Origin of the sequence: Pseudochrobactrum sp. AO18b (assembly GCF_000409565.1) — a bacterium.
Lineage (GTDB): Bacteria > Pseudomonadota > Alphaproteobacteria > Rhizobiales > Rhizobiaceae > Pseudochrobactrum > Pseudochrobactrum saccharolyticum.
The window spans coordinates 1-17597 of record NZ_ANNO01000393.1; the positions used below are offsets into that span (position 1 = coordinate 1).

Below are 17597 nucleotides of genomic sequence, written 5' to 3' on the forward strand. Positions count from 1 at the left end.
GGCCTGTGCAGCATCTATGCGCTCCGCAGTCAGAAAATACCGTGAAGCCTGCCGTGCACCGATAGCCCGCAGCACATAGGGGCTGATAACCGCCGGAATAATGCCCAGCCGCACCTCGGATGTGGCAAAACTTGCCTGCGTTGAGGCAACACAAATATCGCAGGCCGAAGCGAGCCCCATGCCGCCGCCCAATGCTGCACCATGCACGCGCGCGATTGTCGGCTTGGGCAACTCGGCCAAAATGCGAAACATCTGCGCCAGCTTTTCCGCATCGGCAAGATTGGCATCAAAACCGGCCTCACCGGCAGATTTCATCCAGTTGAGATCACCGCCTGCGGAAAAGCTTTTGCCACGACCGGCCAAAACCACAATACGGGTCTCGTCATCTGCACCAAGCTGTGTAAAGGCTTGTGTCAGCTCAGCAATGAGCGCAGCGTCGAACGCATTATGCCGTTGCGGCCGGTTCATCCAGATGGTTGCCACGGAGCCGTCGCGGGTAATTTCCAAGGCCTCATGCATGATTTGCCTCACATTCTGAAAAGACCGAATTTGGTTTCCTTCACCGGAGCATTCAACGCGGCGGCCAGTGACAGGCCGAGAATGCGGCGGCTTTGGGCAGGGTCAATAATCCCGTCATCCCAAAGGCGGGCTGTGGCATAATAGGGATTGCCCTGCGTTTCATATTGCTCACGGACCGGCGCCTGAAACGCCTCCTCATCCGCAGTGCTCCAGCTTTCACCCCGCGCCTCCAGAGCATCACGCCGCACACGGGCAAGCACGCTTGCGGCCTGCTCTCCGCCCATCACCGAAATGCGGCTATTCGGCCATGTCCACAAAAAACGCGGCGAATACGCTCTGCCGCACATGCCGTAATTACCGGCACCAAAGGAACCGCCGATCAGCATTGTGATTTTAGGAACCTGAGCCGTTGCCACAGCCGTCACCATTTTCGCGCCGTCTTTAGCTATACCGTTATTCTCGTATTTTCGCCCGACGATAAAACCGGTAATATTTTGCAGGAAAACCAATGGGATATGCCGTTGCGCGCAAAGCTCGATAAAATGCGCACCTTTCTGTGCAGATTCACCGAATAGAATACCGTTATTGGCAATAAGGCCGACCGTTGCGCCATAGAGTTGCGCAAAACCGGTCACAAGCGTCGCGCCATACCGCGCCTTGAACTCGTCAAAGCGTGAGCCGTCAACCAGCCGCGCAATCACCTCGCGGACATCATAAGGATGGCGCGGATTTGCAGGAATAATGCCGTAGAGTTCTTCAGGCGGGTAGAGCGGTTCCTCACCGCCATTGAGCAGATCAGGTTTTGCCGTGATATTCAGATTGGCAACAATCCGGCGGGCGATTGCCAGCGCATGAGCATCATTTTCCGCAAAATAATCGGCCACACCGGACTGGCTTGTATGCACATCAGCACCACCCAGTTCTTCCGCTGTGACCACTTCACCAGTTGCTGCCTTGACCAGTGGCGGCCCGCCTAAAAAGATTGTGCCCTGATTGCGAACTATAATTGTTTCATCAGACATTGCAGGCACATAAGCTCCGCCTGCCGTGCAGGACCCCATCACCACGGCAATCTGTGCAATGCCTTTTGCCGACATATTCGCCTGATTATAAAAAATCCTGCCGAAATGCTCACGATCGGCAAACACCTCATCTTGCCTCGGCAGATAAGCACCGCCGGAATCCACCAGATAGATGCAGGGCAGATAGTTCTGCTCGGCAATTTCCTGCGCACGCAGATGTTTTTTGACTGTGAGCGGATAATAAGTGCCGCCTTTAACCGTCGCATCATTGGCGATAATCATACATTGCGTGCCTGAAACGCAGCCTATACCGGCCACAAGACCGGCACTCGGCGCATCATTGTCATAAAGACCATTTGCGGCAAGCTGTCCGATTTCCAGAAAAGCCGTACCGGCATCAAGCAGCAGATCAATGCGCTCCCTCGCCAGCAATTTGCCCCGCGCTTTGTGCCGTGCCGATGCGACCTCCCCGCCTCCGGCACAGGCAATTTGGCTGCGGTCACGCAGTTCTTCCACCAGAGAGCGCATGGCAGCTTGATTAGCTGTAAACTCCTCACCATGCACATTGAGAGCGGTTTTCAGAACACTCATATCCATGCCCCGATTATCTGGTTTCAGCCATTAATTCCCGCCCGATCAGCATCCGGCGGATTTCAGAAGTCCCTGCACCGATTTCGTATAATTTGGCATCGCGCCACAGCCGTGCCGCGGCATAATCATTCGTATAGCCGCAGCCGCCGAGTGTCTGGATTGTTTCTCCGGCCATCCATGTCGCTTTTTCCGCAGCATAGAGAATGGCGCTTGCCGCATCTTTGCGCAGGGTTCGGGAATGGTCATTGCGGTCGCATACCGCGCCAACAGCATAGACATAGGCACGCACGGCCTGCCACGTGGAATACATATCGGCCAGCTTGCCCTGCATGAGCTGAAAATCGCCGATTGGCTGACCGAATTGCTTGCGCTCATGCATATAAGGCAGCGTGATATCCATACACGCGGCCATAATGCCGAGCGGCCCGCCACTCAGAACCACGCGTTCATAATCAAGCCCCGACATCAGAACTTTAACGCCATTGCCTTCTCCGCCGAGCACATTTTCCGCAGGCACAAGGCAATTGTCAAAGAACAAAGGGAATGTGTTGGAGCCACGCATGCCAAGCTTATCAAGATGCGCGCCGTGGCTGAAACCGGCCATACCCTTTTCGACGAGAAAGGCGGTTATGCCCTCTGCCCCTTGGCCTGCGCCGGTTCTGGCATAAACAACCAGCACATCCGCATCACCGCCATTGGTAATCCACATTTTCGAGCCGTTGAGACTATAATGATCAGCCTGTTTCTGCGCCTGCAATTTCATCGACACAACATCGGAACCCGCATCCGGCTCGGACATAGCCAAAGCGCCGACATGCTCTCCTGAAATCAGCTTTGGCAGGTATTTGGCTTTTTGCGCGGCACTGCCGTTGCGGCGGATTTGATTGACGCAAAGATTGGAATGGGCGCTGTAAGACAGGCCTACAGAGGCGGAGGCGCGCGAAATCTCTTCCATCGCCACAATATGCGCCAGATAGCCCATGCCGGTGCCGCCGTCTTCTTCCGGCACGGTGAGGCCGAGCAGCCCCATTGCACCAAACTTCTTCCACAGATCGGCAGGAAATTGATTGCTGCTGTCGATATATGCCGCCCGGGGCGCAATTTCCGCCTCAGCGAATGCACGCACACTATCCCGCAGCTGGGCGATATCCTCTCCCAAAAGGAAGTCAAGGCTTGGTGTCATCAACAACAGTCCTTCCAAACCGTTTTGCAGTTTGCCTATGTTGTACCATAAGCCGGTATCGGACTGGCCAGACAGGTTGCAAAATCGGCCATTTGGCTACAAAATACAGTCATGACGGATCAAATTTTGGCCTCATCTCACACAGGAAAAGCAGCTGCGGTCATCCCAGCGGCCTTTGTTCGCTGTATTTTGTTGGCCTATGCAAAATATGGGGCAGATCCTGCCACTGCACTGGAAAAGGCACAAATTCCGCCAGAGAGCCTTGCCGATGAGAACGGACGCGTCACACCGGACCAGTTTGAAGACCTGAACTGGGAGGCTATGCAGGAGCTTGATGATGAAGCTCTGGGTTGGTTTTCCCGCAAATTACCGTGGGGCACCTATGGCATGCTTTGCCGCGCCTCCCTTGGTGCCGCAACGCTTGGCATTGCCCTGCATCGCTGGAAGCGCCATCATCGCCTGCTCACAAACGATGTTCTGCTTAATCTCGATATTGCCGATGGCATTGCCTCGATCAGCATCACTGAGGCGCGGGATCTCGGGGCTTATCGCGAGTTCTGCCTCGTCACTTTACTGCGCTATGTTTTAGGCTTTGCCTGCTGGGCTATCGACGAGAGAATTCCGCTGACAACCGCTGAGTTTCCCTATGCAGCGCCACAACATGTCGATATTTATCCCAAGCTGTTTTCACCAAAGCTAAAGTTTTCAGCCTCAATCGCGCGTATTCAATTCAATGCAGCATTTTTAGAACGCCCGCTGCAACGGGATGAGGTTGCGATTAACAGCATGCTCAAACGCGCTCTGCCGCTCACTGTTCTGCCCTATAAAAGCGAACATCAGCTGACAAGTCAGGTACGGCGCTTGTTGCGCATGGCGAAAAACGGCCTGCCTGTGGCCGAGGATGTGGCCAGTGTCTTCAACCTGTCAGTACGTAGTTTGCACCGCCATCTCAGTGCGGAAGGAACATCTTTGCGCGCACTGAAAGAACAAGTGCAGACGGAACGTGCCAAAGAGCTGCTCACGCGTTCAGCCCATCCGATCAAACGCGTGGCTTTTCTTGCCGGTTTCAGCAATGAAAAAAGCTTCTCCCGTGCATTCCGCTCCCGCACGAATGAAACACCAAGCGCTTTCAGAAAAAAGTCCCAGACAGGGTACTAAATCTGCAATTCCGGCAGATTTGCATAAAAAGCTAATGCCTCGGGATTGGCCAACGCCTCCTTGTTGTTAATCGGGCGACCGTGGACAACATCGCGCACCGCGATTTCAGCGATTTTTCCTGACTTCGTGCGTGGAATATCAGCAATTGCGATAATCTTTGCCGGTACATGGCGCGGTGAAGTACCGGTGCGGATGCGTTGTTTGATTTGTTCCCGCAAGGCATCATCAAGCTCAATCCCCGCGGCAAGACGCACGAACAGCACGATACGCACATCATCTGCAAAATTCTGGCCGATGCAGATTGCTTCGGCAATTTCCGGCATTTGCTCAACCTGATTATAAATCTCGGCGGTGCCAATTCTCACACCGCCCGGATTAAGCGTGGCATCAGAACGCCCGTGGATAATGATGCCGCCATGTTCCGTAAGTTCGGCAAAATCACCGTGACACCAAACATTTGCAAAACGGTCGAAATAAGCCGAGCGATATTTCTCACCAGTCGGATCATTCCAGAAACCTGTTGGCTGGCAGGGAAAAGGTTTGGTACAGACAAGCTCGCCTTTGTCATGCATCAACGGTTTGCCGTCCGTGTCCCAAACGGCAACGGCCATACCAAGACCTGCACCCTGAATTTCACCACTCCATACCGGCAGAACCGGCACGCCCAGCACAAAACAGGATACGATATCTGTGCCACCGGAGATCGAAGCAAGGTGGATATCCTGCTTAACAGACTGATAAATATAGGAGAAATTCTCCGGTGAAAGTGGTGATCCGGTAGAAAAAACAGCACGCAGATGCGGCAGACGATGACTGGTCGCAGGCTCGAGCCCGCTTTTACGCAAAACATCAATATATTTAGCAGAAATCCCGAAATGGGTCATGTTTTCGGCCTGCGCATAATCAAACAGTACATTGCTATCGGGATAAAACGGCGATCCGTCATAGAGCAGCAAGGTCGCGCCTGCAGCCAGTCCCGAGGCCAACCAGTTCCACATCATCCAGCCGCAGGTTGTGAAATAGAACAGCCGGTCGCCCTGTTTAATATCCGCATGCAACCGATGTTCTTTGGCATGTTGCAGCAAGGTGCCGCCAGCAGAATGGACAATGCATTTCGGTATGCCGGTTGTGCCCGATGAGAAGAGAATAAACAACGGATGGGCAAAAGGAAGCTGGTTAAACTGCAATGCCGATGGTGCGAATTGTTCCGCAGCCTGATCGAAAGTCAGGCATTTTACCGGTGTACCATTTTGAATCTCACGGGAAACGGCTTCAGCAGTGCCCAGATAATCAACGATCAGCACCGCTTGCAGGGACGGCAATTGCGGCACAATCTGCTCTAATTTATCACCTATTGGCTGCGCCTTGCCATTATACCAATAGCCATCACAGGTGATGAACAGCTTGGGCAATATCTGGCCAAAACGATCCAGCACACCTTGTACACCGAAATCAGGAGAGCAGGACGACCAGACAGCACCTATGGAAGCACAGGCCAGCATAGCGGCAATGCTTTGCGGCATGTTGGGCAGCACGGCCGCCACGCGGTCACCGGCCTGCACACCTTGCGCCAGCATGAACTGCTGTAATTGCGAGACCAGATCCCGCAGCTGATCACAGGACAGACGTGAACGGACTCGATCCTCACCGCGAAACACCAGAGCATCATCACTGCCGGTTTTTTTCAGCAGATTTTCAGCATAATTCAGCTTTGCATCGGGGAAAAACCGCGCTGCCAGCATATTGTCGGCATTAATCAGAATACGAGCGCCTTTATGGCCAATAATACCGCACTCATCCCATATCAGAGGCCAGAACACTTCCGGCCGCTCAACAGACAAGTCATGCAATTGCTGATAGGTCTCAAGAGGTAAACCGCTGATGTTCCGGGCTTTTACGGTAAAAGCGGTCAGATTTGCCTCAGCAATCTTTTGTGCCGATGGCTGCCATAAAGGCTCGGAACCAGCTCCGTTCGAATTAACACCTGTATTCATCCGGCACTCCTCCCCAACGCATTATCACTGTTTTTGAGAAGAAGACAAAGCCTTGAGTGGGCTTTCTCAAATGATGGCAGGTGTCTTATTTAGACAAAGTTTGATCACAAAAAGTCGGCAATTAAGGGATCGCCCGTATAGCAAATAATAATGAATAACAAGCTATTGCCATCCCCTCACCATGATACACCTTATTTAATAAGATTACGATAAAACGACGCTATCCCCTTACCTATAAGCCTTCACTCAATAGAATATACATCGCACCTTGCATTGATTTATATCTAACGCCTTCCAGCCAAGCGACTTGCAATGTTTCGCCCCCAATCATTAGATGGCTTCTCAATAAAATTATAAGTTAAAATAGAGACGCACACCGACACAATTGCCGTTGCAAGAAATGCTAATATATAAATAAAAACGGAATTAAATCCTGAATTTTGCATTTTTATATATATAGGTGACAACAAAACTACTACGGGACCATGGACAAGATAGATGGAGTAGCTAATTTTACCCAACCAAATAGATATTTTATTTACTACAAAAGAAACAGGATTTAAACCTAAACCTATCACTAGGCAAGCAAACATAACACCAGTCCAATGGTAATTATAAATAAAATTAGTATTATTCTGCACAATAGCAAAAAACAATACAGGAACTAACGACAAAAATAACAAACCAATAGATTTGTTAAAACTACTATTATAATTCTTATTATTGAATAAATTTAATGCATAAAAAGCGATTAAGCCTGACATGAATACAGGAAGTCTAAAAACAATGGAATACATATTATACGTACCTGGATCAGATAAAAATAAATGTAAGATGCTATATAAAAAACTCCAAATAAATATGGAAAAAAAGAACGCGGTTAATGAATCAAATACATTATTAACCCTGTAATAAACAAAAGGAAAAATAAGATAAAACATCATCTCTACACCTATCGTCCACCCAGAGAGTACGACTGATGTTTGGTAACCACTACCAGGAAACAAGTTGAATACAAAAAACAAGTTAGCCAATATAGTTTTATAAGAGTACTCAACGCCCGCTGGATTGAAAAAAGAAGAAATAATCACAAATATATAAAAAAGAGGCGCAATTCTAAAAAATCTACGCAGTGCAAACCCTAAAATAGGCCTCTCTTCTTTTGCGTGGCCTGGCATACTTAAACATAGCGAGAATGCACTTACTACAAAAAATAGCTCGACTCCCATTGTACCATTTTTAATAAATACACCGAACCACTCAGGTAAAATGAAATTGGGCGAAGGCATCATACAAACATGGACTGCAACAACCCACAACGCTGCATAACCACGCAGTGAATCTAAGAATTGTATACGTTTTGGTTCAGATGAACTTTTATTCATAATGGCGCAACAACTTTCAAGCAACATGCACACAAACTAAGCAATTGAGATGAAATAGTCGCGTATATTAAGCACTATATTTCAAACGCCTTATTTTTGTTATCTTTTCAGCATCTCCCCATAGCGCCCTTGAATCATATGCCCGAAGAGGAAACTCACCCCATACAGGATTAATATTCAGTTTATTATCTTTAATAAAATTTAATACCATTGTTTTTAAGGTTACTGGATCACCTGAACAACAATTAATAATACCATCGACTTCCTTTTGACCTGCGACATCAGCAATCATTTTCCCAAGCTCTTCAACATGGATAAAATCATACAACAACTCTCCAGAATTCAAAGAAAAATTCTTTTCACCCCGTCGTTCAGCGTCTAAAATTTTTGTAAATATAGAATTATTATATGCATCATCACCATAAATATAAAAACAACGAACCCACTGATTAATAACACCATATTGCTCACACAATAAAAGCTGTACGTCTCTTAAATGGTTCTTAGCAATACCATATGCATGCTTAGGTCGTGTCGGAGTATTCTCATCTACTGGCCCAACATGGAAACCAACTTCATGTGAAGTACCTATATTAACAATCTGCTTCAGACCACCTTCAAACATATTCTTTATAAATTGAATATGACTAGGTAGGTTCTCTAAGTGCTTAGAGCTTGAGTGAACAAAACCATCCTCCCAAGCCAGATGTATTAATACATCTGGAGATCCAGTTTCTTTAAAAATGTTCGGAGAAGATTCTAAAATATTTCCTGAAAATATTTCCACCTCCTCCTTAAAAATATAGGGATTACGTGTAGCAACAGTTATCTTTGCGTTCCTGTCTAATAATGCATTAACTACATGCCTGCCAACATAACCTCCAGCACCAGTAATTAGATATTTCATATTGCATTTTCCTCAAACATTATATTTGCTAACGGCAATGAGCAGATTGCATCGATTTATTGATTACCCTTAAATCGACGCAGCATCTTATAAATTTTCGGTGTCCGCGACATCATTGATCGTTTAATTGAACCAAGCAGTCCTCGGAGAGATTGTTTTATGGTCAATCCTGCCGCAGGGTAACCTGCATCTTTCCATGCTCGCATGGAGTTATCTACATTAACAATCGACCCAGCAGGCGCTAATGCTAAAATATCCTGCAGTTTATATTCAGCCATACAGTAATTAAAAGATGCCTGACTAGGATTCATAATTTGCATTGATATGAACTTAGCATCAGCTGCTACATAACAAATAGTTCGCTCTAGACCATGCGCCAAACCACCATCAATATGATTTGGCTCAGCGTTAAAGTCCTCCCACTTCCATTCATGCGCAAACAATTTTTTTAATGCTGCAGGACGAAACCAAAACATAGTACCATATGGTGCAACAGGTGTATCATCATCCAAAGGCACTTTTACGTCCAACAAATTTAAAACTTTGCACATCTATTGCATTATGATCATGGAAAAGAGACTTATGAAAAAGCGCTCTTCGTTTTAATATAGGCGAACGATTTGCTATTGTTTCTGCAACATCGATAAACACCGGATAAAAAGATCCATAATCCTCAGGTTTAATATATGCATCAGATTTATATCCTAATTCATTGAAATATTTAGTAAATCGCGTTTCATGTTTAAGGATAGAGTCCTCATAACTTTCGATTTTTTCCATTTCTTTCCAATACTTAGAGAAATGGCTCGATAAGAACATCTTTTTTCTGATCGCAATAAAATGTGAATTAATATGAGCTGGCAGCTCACCATTTAGCGTAAAAGGATTCAGCTCTAAACGACCATGCATCGATATCCCCCAAAAATCTAAGGGCATAGCCTCCATCTTTTCAAACATTTCGCTAAAAGGAAAAATTGGCCCATAAAATGTATGATTATATAAAATAAGCTCATCGTATTGGCTTAAGTTTTCAAAACCAATATGCTCAAGGCCGTCTCTGTAAGCCCAAACATCGAATCCGATATTCTCACGAATTAAGACTTCATCTGCAACCGCTTTTACCGCGCTCATTGAATCCGATGTGAGCTGGCCATTCGAGACAAAAACAGTCCGCTCCACAAAGGGCTTCATAGACTTCAATAAATGAACCATATAATCATCAACTATACCGTGCTCATCATAAAAAAATGCAACTGCTATCCGTCTCGACATTCACAAACTCCATCACTACTCGCACAGTGATCCACTACAAAGAACACATAAAGACTAAAACAATAAATCATTGAGAAATCTTTATACGATTCAAATAAAAAACCACCTATTTAATTATTTTTTTATATTCATCATTCAAATAACATTTTTATTGTATCATTTAATGACAATTTCCAACACGGCATTTCCAAGTGAAAGATTTCTTTTACTTTTTTTGTAGATAATCTTGAATTCAAGGGACGATGAACGCCACCAGCAGGAACAAATGTATTTACATCAATTACATCTGTACTTGAATTATTGTATTCCCTCCTCCTGCCGATAATATATCGTGCAAAATCGGATCGACTGGAATACCCTGTACCTACGACGTTATATATACCCCAATCATCAAAGTCATGATGATGTATATGCATGATTATATGGATTATAGCTTCGGCAATATCAATTGCAGATGTTGGGTTTCCAATTTGATCAGAAACAACCTCAATACTTGTCTTTTTCTCACACAAGGATAATATTGTTTTCACAAAGTTCTTGCCATATGGGCTATATACCCACGCAGTTCGAATTATTATATGCTTTTCATTATTTTCGGAGACTAAAAATTCGCCTGACAGCTTACTTGCACCATACACATTAAGTGGATTCGCGATATCGCCTTCATTATATTCGCCATTTTTAAGACCATCGAATACATAATCCGTAGATAAGTGTATTATTGGTATACCCATCTCCGCCGCAACTTCTGAGACTGCTCCTGCACCAACTGCATTTACGGTGTATGCATATTCTTTATTTATTTCCGCATCATCAACCGCTGTGTAAGCTGCTGATGACACAATAAAATCAGGCTTTAGCGCTAACAACGATGACCGTACTGTATTCGGAAAAGCCAGATCTAATTCTGGCCTTCCCACTGGAACAATATCAATAAAATCGCTCTTACGTGCGAGTAAGCTACGAACAATTTGTCCATTTTTACCAGTAACAGCAATTTTCATACTTAATCCTATTTACGCCCTAACCGCTCACCGACATAAGTCTTTTCACGAATGGGTCTCCACCACCATTCATTTTCTAGATACCATAGAATGGTTTTTTCTAATCCAGCTTCAAAAGTAACGGTAGGTTTCCAACCAAGCTCAGCCTCTATTTTACTAGCATCAATAGCATACCTTCGGTCATGACCGGGGCGATCTGTAACAAAGGTAATCAAATCGCGATAACTTTTGTTATTAGCTCTTGGGTGTTGCTTGTCTAAGATATCACAAATAGCCTCAACAACAGAGAGATTGGTTCGCTCTTCTCGGCCACCAATATTGTAACTCTCCCCAACAGTTCCCTGCATTAAAACCAGCTCAAGAGCCTTGGCATGATCTTCAACAAACAACCAGTCTCTTACGTTATTTCCTTCACCGTAAATTGGCAGCTCCCTCTCATGCAGTGCATTAAGAATAACCAGTGGAATAAGCTTTTCAGGAAAATGAAATGGTCCATAATTATTAGAGCAATTCGACAGAACCACAGGCAAACCATAGGTCTCGTGCCAAGCACGTACAAAATGATCTGAAGCCGCTTTTGATGCAGAATATGGTGATGACGGCGCATATGGCGTTGTTTCAGTAAACATGCCTTCATCAAACGGTAAATCACCAAAAACTTCATCTGTCGAAATGTGATGAAAACGAAAATCCGCTTTCTTATCAGCTGGCAATTCGCGCCAATAAGTTAATGCAGCACTCAACATGCGAAATGTTCCGACAACATTTGTCTCAACAAAAGCCGCAGGCCCATCAATCGATCTATCCACATGGCTTTCGGCAGCCAAATGCATAATCTTGTCAATATTTTCAATTTTTAATATCGATAGTATTTTTTGCTCATCACAAATATCTACACAGTAATGCTTATAATTACGAGAATTCTCGATACTTTTCAGTGATTGTAAATTACCAGCATAAGTCAGTTTATCGATATTTATCACTTTGTTTTCTGAGTTTTGCACAAGCAAACGACAAACAGCAGAACCAATAAAGCCTGCTCCACCGGTAACTAAAATATTCATAACGATTAGGCTCCGCCAATAATGTTTATTCAAATACCTGGGCTGAGCTCAGATAAGGAGCCACAGAATCCTTATTCGAAAGCTGGTATTCAACGTCCAACTCCGGCCATTCTACAGCCAAAGTTGTGTCATCATAACGAATATTACGATCACATTCAGTAGAGTAATACCCACTGACCTTATAAGAGACAACTGTATGCTCTTCGAGCGTCAAGAAGCCATGAGCAAAACCTTTTGGTACTAGAATTTGATTGCCACGTTCTGCCGTCACTTCCAATGAAACCCATTTGCCAAATGTGCTTGAACCGCGGCGAATATCAACAGCAACATCGTAAATTCGACCCTGTAATACACGTACAAGCTTGTCTTGCGCATGAGGTTCAAGCTGATAATGCAAGCCTCTCAAAACCCCCTTCTTAGCGGAATATGATTGATTGTCCTGAACGAACTCCATAGAAATTCCATGAGCCTGAAACTTATTCTTATTATAAGTCTCTGTGAAATACCCACGATCATCACCAAAGCGCCCAGGAATAATTTCCAATACACCGAGGCCTAATTCATTCACTTCCAACATCAATGTGCTCCTTGCACAACACGGCGCTTGAGATAGTCTGCATATTCGGTTTTTCCAAGTTTAGCAGCGCGCTCTAAAACTTTTTCCGCTTTCAACCACCCCATCTCAAAGCCTATTTCCTCAGGGCAAGCAATTTTCATACCCTGCCTATGTTCAATAGTACGCACAAAGGATGAAGCTTCATGAAGGCTAGCGTGCGTCCCTGTATCTAGCCATGCATAACCACGACCTAAACGTTGAACACGTAGCTGCCCTCGCTCCATATAAATATTGTTTACGGTGGTAATTTCTAACTCACCACGTGTAGATGGCTTGATGCTAGCAGCAATATTTACGATGTCATTATCGTAAAAATAAAGCCCTGTTACAGCCCAATTTGATTTAGGTGAGGTTGGCTTCTCTTCGATCGAATGGGCAACACCTGTTTGTGCATCAAATGCTACGACGCCATAACGTTCTGGGTCATCGACGTGATATGCAAAAACTGTTGCTCCAGATTCTTGACGAATAGCCTCTTTACAAATTTTGGGTAGATCTACGCCGTAATAAATATTATCGCCAAGAATCATTGCAACCGGATCCTTGCCAATAAATTCACGACCAATAATAAAGGCTTCCGCCAAACCATTCGGCTGCGGTTGCTCCGCATAGCATAACTCTATACCAAACTCAGATCCGTCTCCGAGTAATTCCTTAAATGCGGGCAAATCACGAGGAGTAGAGATAATCAAAATCTCTCTAATACCCGCCAACATAAGAGTGCTTAGCGGATAATAAATCATCGGCTTATCATAAACAGGCAATATTTGCTTTGAAACAGCCAAAGTGAGAGGATACAAGCGAGTACCGCTACCTCCTGCCAAAATTATTCCCTTCAACCTACTCTCCTTACACCAGTTACGGCGATCACAATTTACCCATCAATGCCGAAACATATAGACCAATATTAGGAATATACGTCTGACGTTTTATGTCATTCTTAAACAGAAATAATAGACGCTTTACGACATTGCCTTTACGTGCGATCTTAAATTTGTTGATTAAGTCAACATTATTCTCAAGCAATAAGTCTTGGCATTTTTCCAAAGCATACAGATTAACATCAATCCATTCTGAGTAATCGCCCGAAAACAATGCAACAATTCTACGCCATTTGGCCTGAACACCTTTGTTACGACCAAAAATATTATTTCCATGTTGCCGGTAATCAATTTGTGGAACACTGTCATAAATTACATGTCCACCAGCTCCCATAATAATCTGGTAACACCACCAATCATGACTAAAAAATGTTGTACGTTTAGCACTTTCGCGTAACAGCTTAAATGCTGCAAAATTAAGTACAATCGTGTTACCACCTGCTAAACTTTGAACTAACGCATTTCCAAAGGTTGGTTTTTTAGAAAAAATTGGCGAGAAACCTATCTCTCGCCCTTCAGCATCAATCAATCGAGAACGACTGCAGTACATAGCCTGCGCATTAACACCTATAGATGCGAGCCGTTTAAGTGCATTATTTAACTTATTGGCACGCCAAACATCATCCTGATCACAAAATGCAACGAATGTATCATCCGCATCTAAGGAGTTTATAAGAAAGCGAAAATTTTCACAAAAACCTTTTTGTGGCCCCACAAGAATAGTAAAACTACCTTTAATCCACTTCGCACGCCACTTATCTAGAATAATTAATGTATTATCAGTTGATCCATCATCACTGACCAAAATATTAATATTATCGATATTTTGATTATTAAGAGAATTTAACTGCTCATCTAAAAACTCTTCACCATTATAAGTAGCTAATAATATTGTTATTTTTTGTTTATTAAGCATAGCAATACCTAATGATAAGCGAGGTTCATTTTAAGAGGATGGACAATCAAAGATATTTATCCTCAACAAGCCTACCATGCTCAAATTGCAGCGTTCGATTACAATACAGATTAATCATTTCAGTGGAATGTGAGGCTAATACAAAAATGCGTGCCGATTTAATTACGTTTTCCATTCGCGCCTTGGCTTTTTCTTGAAATGACGCATCCCCCGCACCCAGCACTTCATCAATTAACAAGATTTCAGGTTGAATAGCAGTTGAAATTGCAAATGTCAGGCGCGTCAACATACCAGCCGAATATGTATGTACTGGTGCTGCCAAAAAATTTCCAAGTTCAGTGAACTCTTCAATATCCGGAATAAAGCTTCGTGCCCGTGATTTGGTTGCCCCGAGAAACATCCCCATGCGAATGATGTTTTCATAGCCAGACAACTCAGTATCCAAGCCTGCACCCAGCTCAAAAATAGTTGAAATACGCCCTTCAACTCGAACATTACCTGCGGTTGGCGCATAAATCCCGCCCAATGTGCGAAGTAGCGTCGACTTTCCTGCACCATTATGGCCGATCAATCCAACGCGATCACCATCGTTCAATGTAAAGCTAATGTTATCCAAAGCTTTAACAGTAACAATATTACTGGTGCCGCGTGAAATAATCCCACCAGTCCCTGCTGAAACCAATGTGTTGCGCAATGACATGCTGTTCCCCTGGTATAGGGGATATTCGACAGTTGCGTTCTGAACTTCAATTATAGCCATTTTAATGAACCCAATATGCCAAACGATGGCGCTTCGAAACCGTCATTGCGAGTGCAGCAACCCACCCGACTACTGTCATTGCGAGCACAACACTCCACGTAAACAGTGAAGGCACCACTCCCAATAAGGGGTCCCTTATTAAAGACAACAAATATGTAAAAGGATTAAAATCAGTAATAAACGCCTTAGTACCAAGTTGACTAGGACGAAACAAAACAGGCGTTATAAAAAATAACGGCTGCATAATAGCCGCTAAAAGTGGCGCAAGATCACGATACCGCGCTCCGATGTAACCAATCAATTGAATAATCCACAACATATTCAGACATACTAATAAAAATCCAGGAATAAATAGCACGGCAGTCCAAGATAAATGCTCCGGATAAATCATCATTACTAAAATGACGACTATAAAGTTGTGACCAAAATTTATAACCTGTCGAAACAACAGCAAAATGGAAACTAAGAGAGATGAAACGGGAACATTTAGAATTAATCCTCGGTTTCCATAAAATACAGCCGCAGCCTCAACTACGCTGCCGCTCAGAAACATCCAAGTTACCAAACCTAAACTCAATGACGGAATAAAGGTCGCTCGATCAACCTCGAACAATGCGCTCCACACAAATCCCAAGCCGCCAACGCCAATTAATGTACCAATAACAAGCCATAACGGACCAAGAACGGATCTGCGATATCGTGCTTGCGTATCACTCCAAGCCAAGTGCAAAGCGAAATTCATTCGCGTGGCAGCACCCGACAACTCATTCTTCAACAATGCTATTTTCTTGTTATGCAATTGACTTAAACCCTAAGCATTCTGGAATTGGCTTTGATGATATTAGCACCTAGATATCACGCTATTAGCAAATCAGACTTCAGAATGATACTCTGAAAGCACCCCTCAGCACATCATCATTTACAACTATCTATGCTATGAGTTGAACACCATGGGAATCACAATCAAGGCGCAGAATGACAATAGAGGCAGACCAGAAAGCAGACCTAATAGCTGCAATTATCGTAACTTATAATCCAGACTTTAAAGCACTGGCCCAGCTTTTAGATGCTATTGTGCCTCAAGTACATAAAACAATTATCGTCGATAACGGTTCACAAAATGATGTGTGTAGCTTTATTAAAAACTTCACAAATAAAATCATATTTGAACCATTAGAGCAAAATCTTGGCATTGCGAAAGCACATAATGTCGGCATCGAAATTGCTCGAAATAACAACAGTAATTATGTGCTATTATTTGATCAAGATAGCCTTCCACATTCAGATATGGTTAAGAAGCTCCACTCAGCAGCCGTAGAAAAACGCAAAGCTGGGATAAAAATCGCTTGCCTTGGAGTTCGATATGAAGATCCGCGTCAAAAAAACCCTCCACCATTTATCAAGGTAGAAGGTCTCAAACTAACCAGACATCAATGCAATTGTGAGAGTGACATTGTTGAGGTCGACTATCTAATATCATCGGGCTCTCTTATTCCAATCGAAACAATCGATAATGTTGGTGGCATGCGTGAAGAACTCTTTATTGACTATGTAGACATTGAGTGGGGACTAAGAGCACAGAAGATTGGATATCAATCTTTTGGTGTATGCTCTGCTTACATGCAGCATGATCTTGGAGACAATCCAATTATATTTTTGGGCCGAAAAATTCCGGTCCACTCACCATTGCGCCATTACTATCATTTCAGAAATGCAATTTGGCTTTACAAACAAAACTGGCTAAAAACCAACTGGAAAATTGTTGATGGGATAAAGCTTATAAGAAAGTTTGTTTTTTATAGTTTATTTACAGAGAACCGAGTGGATCATATTCGGATGATGTTAAAAGGCATTTGGCACGGATTAACAAACAAAATGGGGGCTATGAAACCATAACCCCCATACACTGCTGTAGTGAAAATCAGCGTGTTTGAAACACTTTATCCAACCTATCATTCATGCGGTCTATTTTTGCGTCAAGTCCATCAATAGCCCGCATCATTCGTTCTGTCTGTTCATTCATACCAGGTCTTGTGACATAATTTTCTGCAACATGAAGTTGATATGCAGCATGTTGTCGCTCATGATAAGCTCGATTAGCATTAATTTGTTGCTGCAAACGATACCATACACCAACTACAGAGCCACCTATTACTAGCAATGAAGATATTTGTGTCCATTCGATAGCACCATTCATCACCAGCACCCCTGCCGTTTTCCATTTTGGTCATTACCTTCCACTCGCTCAGCTGCTGGCCGGTCAGCCTTTGTCAAAGCGACCAACCCAGCAGCTGAAAGATCATTCTGGCGCCAGCCCGCGCAGCT

The 17597-nt window shown here is 44.2% G+C and carries 18 protein-coding genes; 2 read left to right on the forward strand and 16 right to left on the reverse strand.

Annotated features, from left to right (window positions below):
* The 3 genes from A918_RS0114870 to A918_RS0114880 form a co-directional block, all read right to left on the reverse strand.
* A partial coding sequence (locus tag A918_RS0114870; protein ID WP_028233860.1) for an enoyl-CoA hydratase-related protein occupies positions 1–519 on the reverse strand: 519 nt, incomplete at its 3' end.
* 8 nt (positions 520–527) lie between these two features.
* Positions 528–2138: a carboxyl transferase domain-containing protein gene (locus tag A918_RS0114875; RefSeq protein WP_022711827.1), complete on the reverse strand. Its 1611-nt coding sequence runs from the start codon at positions 2136–2138 to the stop codon at positions 528–530.
* Positions 2139–2145: 7 nt separating this feature from the next.
* Positions 2146–3315: an isovaleryl-CoA dehydrogenase gene (locus A918_RS0114880; protein ID WP_022711828.1), complete on the reverse strand. Its 1170-nt coding sequence runs from the start codon at positions 3313–3315 to the stop codon at positions 2146–2148.
* Positions 3316–3441: 126 nt separating this feature from the next.
* Here A918_RS0114880 and A918_RS0114885 point away from each other — a divergent pair, with 126 nt between their 5' ends.
* Positions 3442–4473 carry an AraC family transcriptional regulator gene (locus A918_RS0114885; protein ID WP_245257339.1) on the forward strand — a complete coding sequence of 344 codons (1032 nt, stop codon included), beginning with the start codon at positions 3442–3444 and terminating at the stop codon, positions 4471–4473.
* Here the strand turns inward: A918_RS0114885 and A918_RS0114890 are convergent.
* The 12 genes from A918_RS0114890 to A918_RS0114945 all read right to left on the reverse strand — a co-directional run bounded on the left by A918_RS0114890 (position 4470) and on the right by A918_RS0114945 (position 16014).
* The gene (locus A918_RS0114890; protein WP_022711830.1) at positions 4470–6467 is read right to left on the reverse strand and encodes an acetoacetate--CoA ligase; all 1998 of its coding nucleotides are present in this window, start codon (positions 6465–6467) and stop codon (positions 4470–4472) included. The genes A918_RS0114885 and A918_RS0114890 overlap by 4 nt on opposite strands.
* Before the next feature lie 284 nt (positions 6468–6751).
* Complete coding sequence (locus tag A918_RS0114895) at positions 6752–7852, reverse strand: acyltransferase (protein ID WP_033316167.1); 1101 nt, start codon at positions 7850–7852, stop codon at positions 6752–6754.
* A gap of 67 nt (positions 7853–7919) precedes the next feature.
* The gene (locus A918_RS0114900) at positions 7920–8759 is read right to left on the reverse strand and encodes an NAD(P)-dependent oxidoreductase (RefSeq protein ID WP_022711832.1); all 840 of its coding nucleotides are present in this window, start codon (positions 8757–8759) and stop codon (positions 7920–7922) included.
* A 56-nt stretch (positions 8760–8815) separates the two neighbouring features.
* Complete coding sequence (locus tag A918_RS22330; RefSeq protein WP_245257340.1) at positions 8816–9277, reverse strand: rhamnan synthesis F family protein; 462 nt, start codon at positions 9275–9277, stop codon at positions 8816–8818.
* The gene (locus tag A918_RS22335) at positions 9264–10031 is read right to left on the reverse strand and encodes a rhamnan synthesis F family protein (RefSeq protein ID WP_022711834.1); all 768 of its coding nucleotides are present in this window, start codon (positions 10029–10031) and stop codon (positions 9264–9266) included. Before A918_RS22335 ends, A918_RS22330 begins: the two co-directional genes overlap by 14 nt.
* A gap of 131 nt (positions 10032–10162) precedes the next feature.
* Complete coding sequence (gene rfbD, locus A918_RS0114915) at positions 10163–11035, reverse strand: dTDP-4-dehydrorhamnose reductase (RefSeq protein ID WP_022711835.1); 873 nt, start codon at positions 11033–11035, stop codon at positions 10163–10165.
* Positions 11036–11043: 8 nt separating this feature from the next.
* The gene (rfbB, locus tag A918_RS0114920; protein ID WP_022711836.1) at positions 11044–12099 is read right to left on the reverse strand and encodes a dTDP-glucose 4,6-dehydratase; all 1056 of its coding nucleotides are present in this window, start codon (positions 12097–12099) and stop codon (positions 11044–11046) included.
* A 25-nt stretch (positions 12100–12124) separates the two neighbouring features.
* A complete protein-coding gene (gene rfbC, locus A918_RS0114925) occupies positions 12125–12676 on the reverse strand; it encodes a dTDP-4-dehydrorhamnose 3,5-epimerase (RefSeq protein WP_022711837.1) in 552 nt (183 codons plus the stop codon).
* Positions 12676–13554 carry a glucose-1-phosphate thymidylyltransferase RfbA gene (rfbA, locus tag A918_RS0114930; RefSeq protein ID WP_022711838.1) on the reverse strand — a complete coding sequence of 293 codons (879 nt, stop codon included), beginning with the start codon at positions 13552–13554 and terminating at the stop codon, positions 12676–12678. The genes rfbC and rfbA overlap by 1 nt, the downstream gene beginning before the upstream one ends.
* A gap of 28 nt (positions 13555–13582) precedes the next feature.
* Positions 13583–14512, reverse strand: coding sequence for a glycosyltransferase (locus tag A918_RS0114935; protein ID WP_022711839.1), 930 nt, complete (start codon positions 14510–14512; stop codon positions 13583–13585).
* Between the two features lie 46 nt (positions 14513–14558).
* Entirely contained in the window at positions 14559–15212 is a 654-nt protein-coding gene (locus A918_RS0114940) for an ABC transporter ATP-binding protein (RefSeq protein ID WP_245257341.1), read from the reverse strand.
* A gap of 61 nt (positions 15213–15273) precedes the next feature.
* Entirely contained in the window at positions 15274–16014 is a 741-nt protein-coding gene (locus tag A918_RS0114945) for an ABC transporter permease (protein WP_156831457.1), read from the reverse strand.
* A gap of 233 nt (positions 16015–16247) precedes the next feature.
* On the opposite strand from A918_RS0114945, the gene A918_RS0114950 reads away from it, so the two are divergent.
* Positions 16248–17168: a glycosyltransferase family 2 protein gene (locus tag A918_RS0114950; RefSeq protein ID WP_022711842.1), complete on the forward strand. Its 921-nt coding sequence runs from the start codon at positions 16248–16250 to the stop codon at positions 17166–17168.
* A gap of 25 nt (positions 17169–17193) precedes the next feature.
* On the opposite strand, the gene A918_RS20640 is transcribed toward A918_RS0114950, so the two are convergent.
* Complete coding sequence (locus tag A918_RS20640; protein ID WP_022711843.1) at positions 17194–17469, reverse strand: hypothetical protein; 276 nt, start codon at positions 17467–17469, stop codon at positions 17194–17196.
* Between the last annotated feature and the right edge of the window lie 128 nt (positions 17470–17597).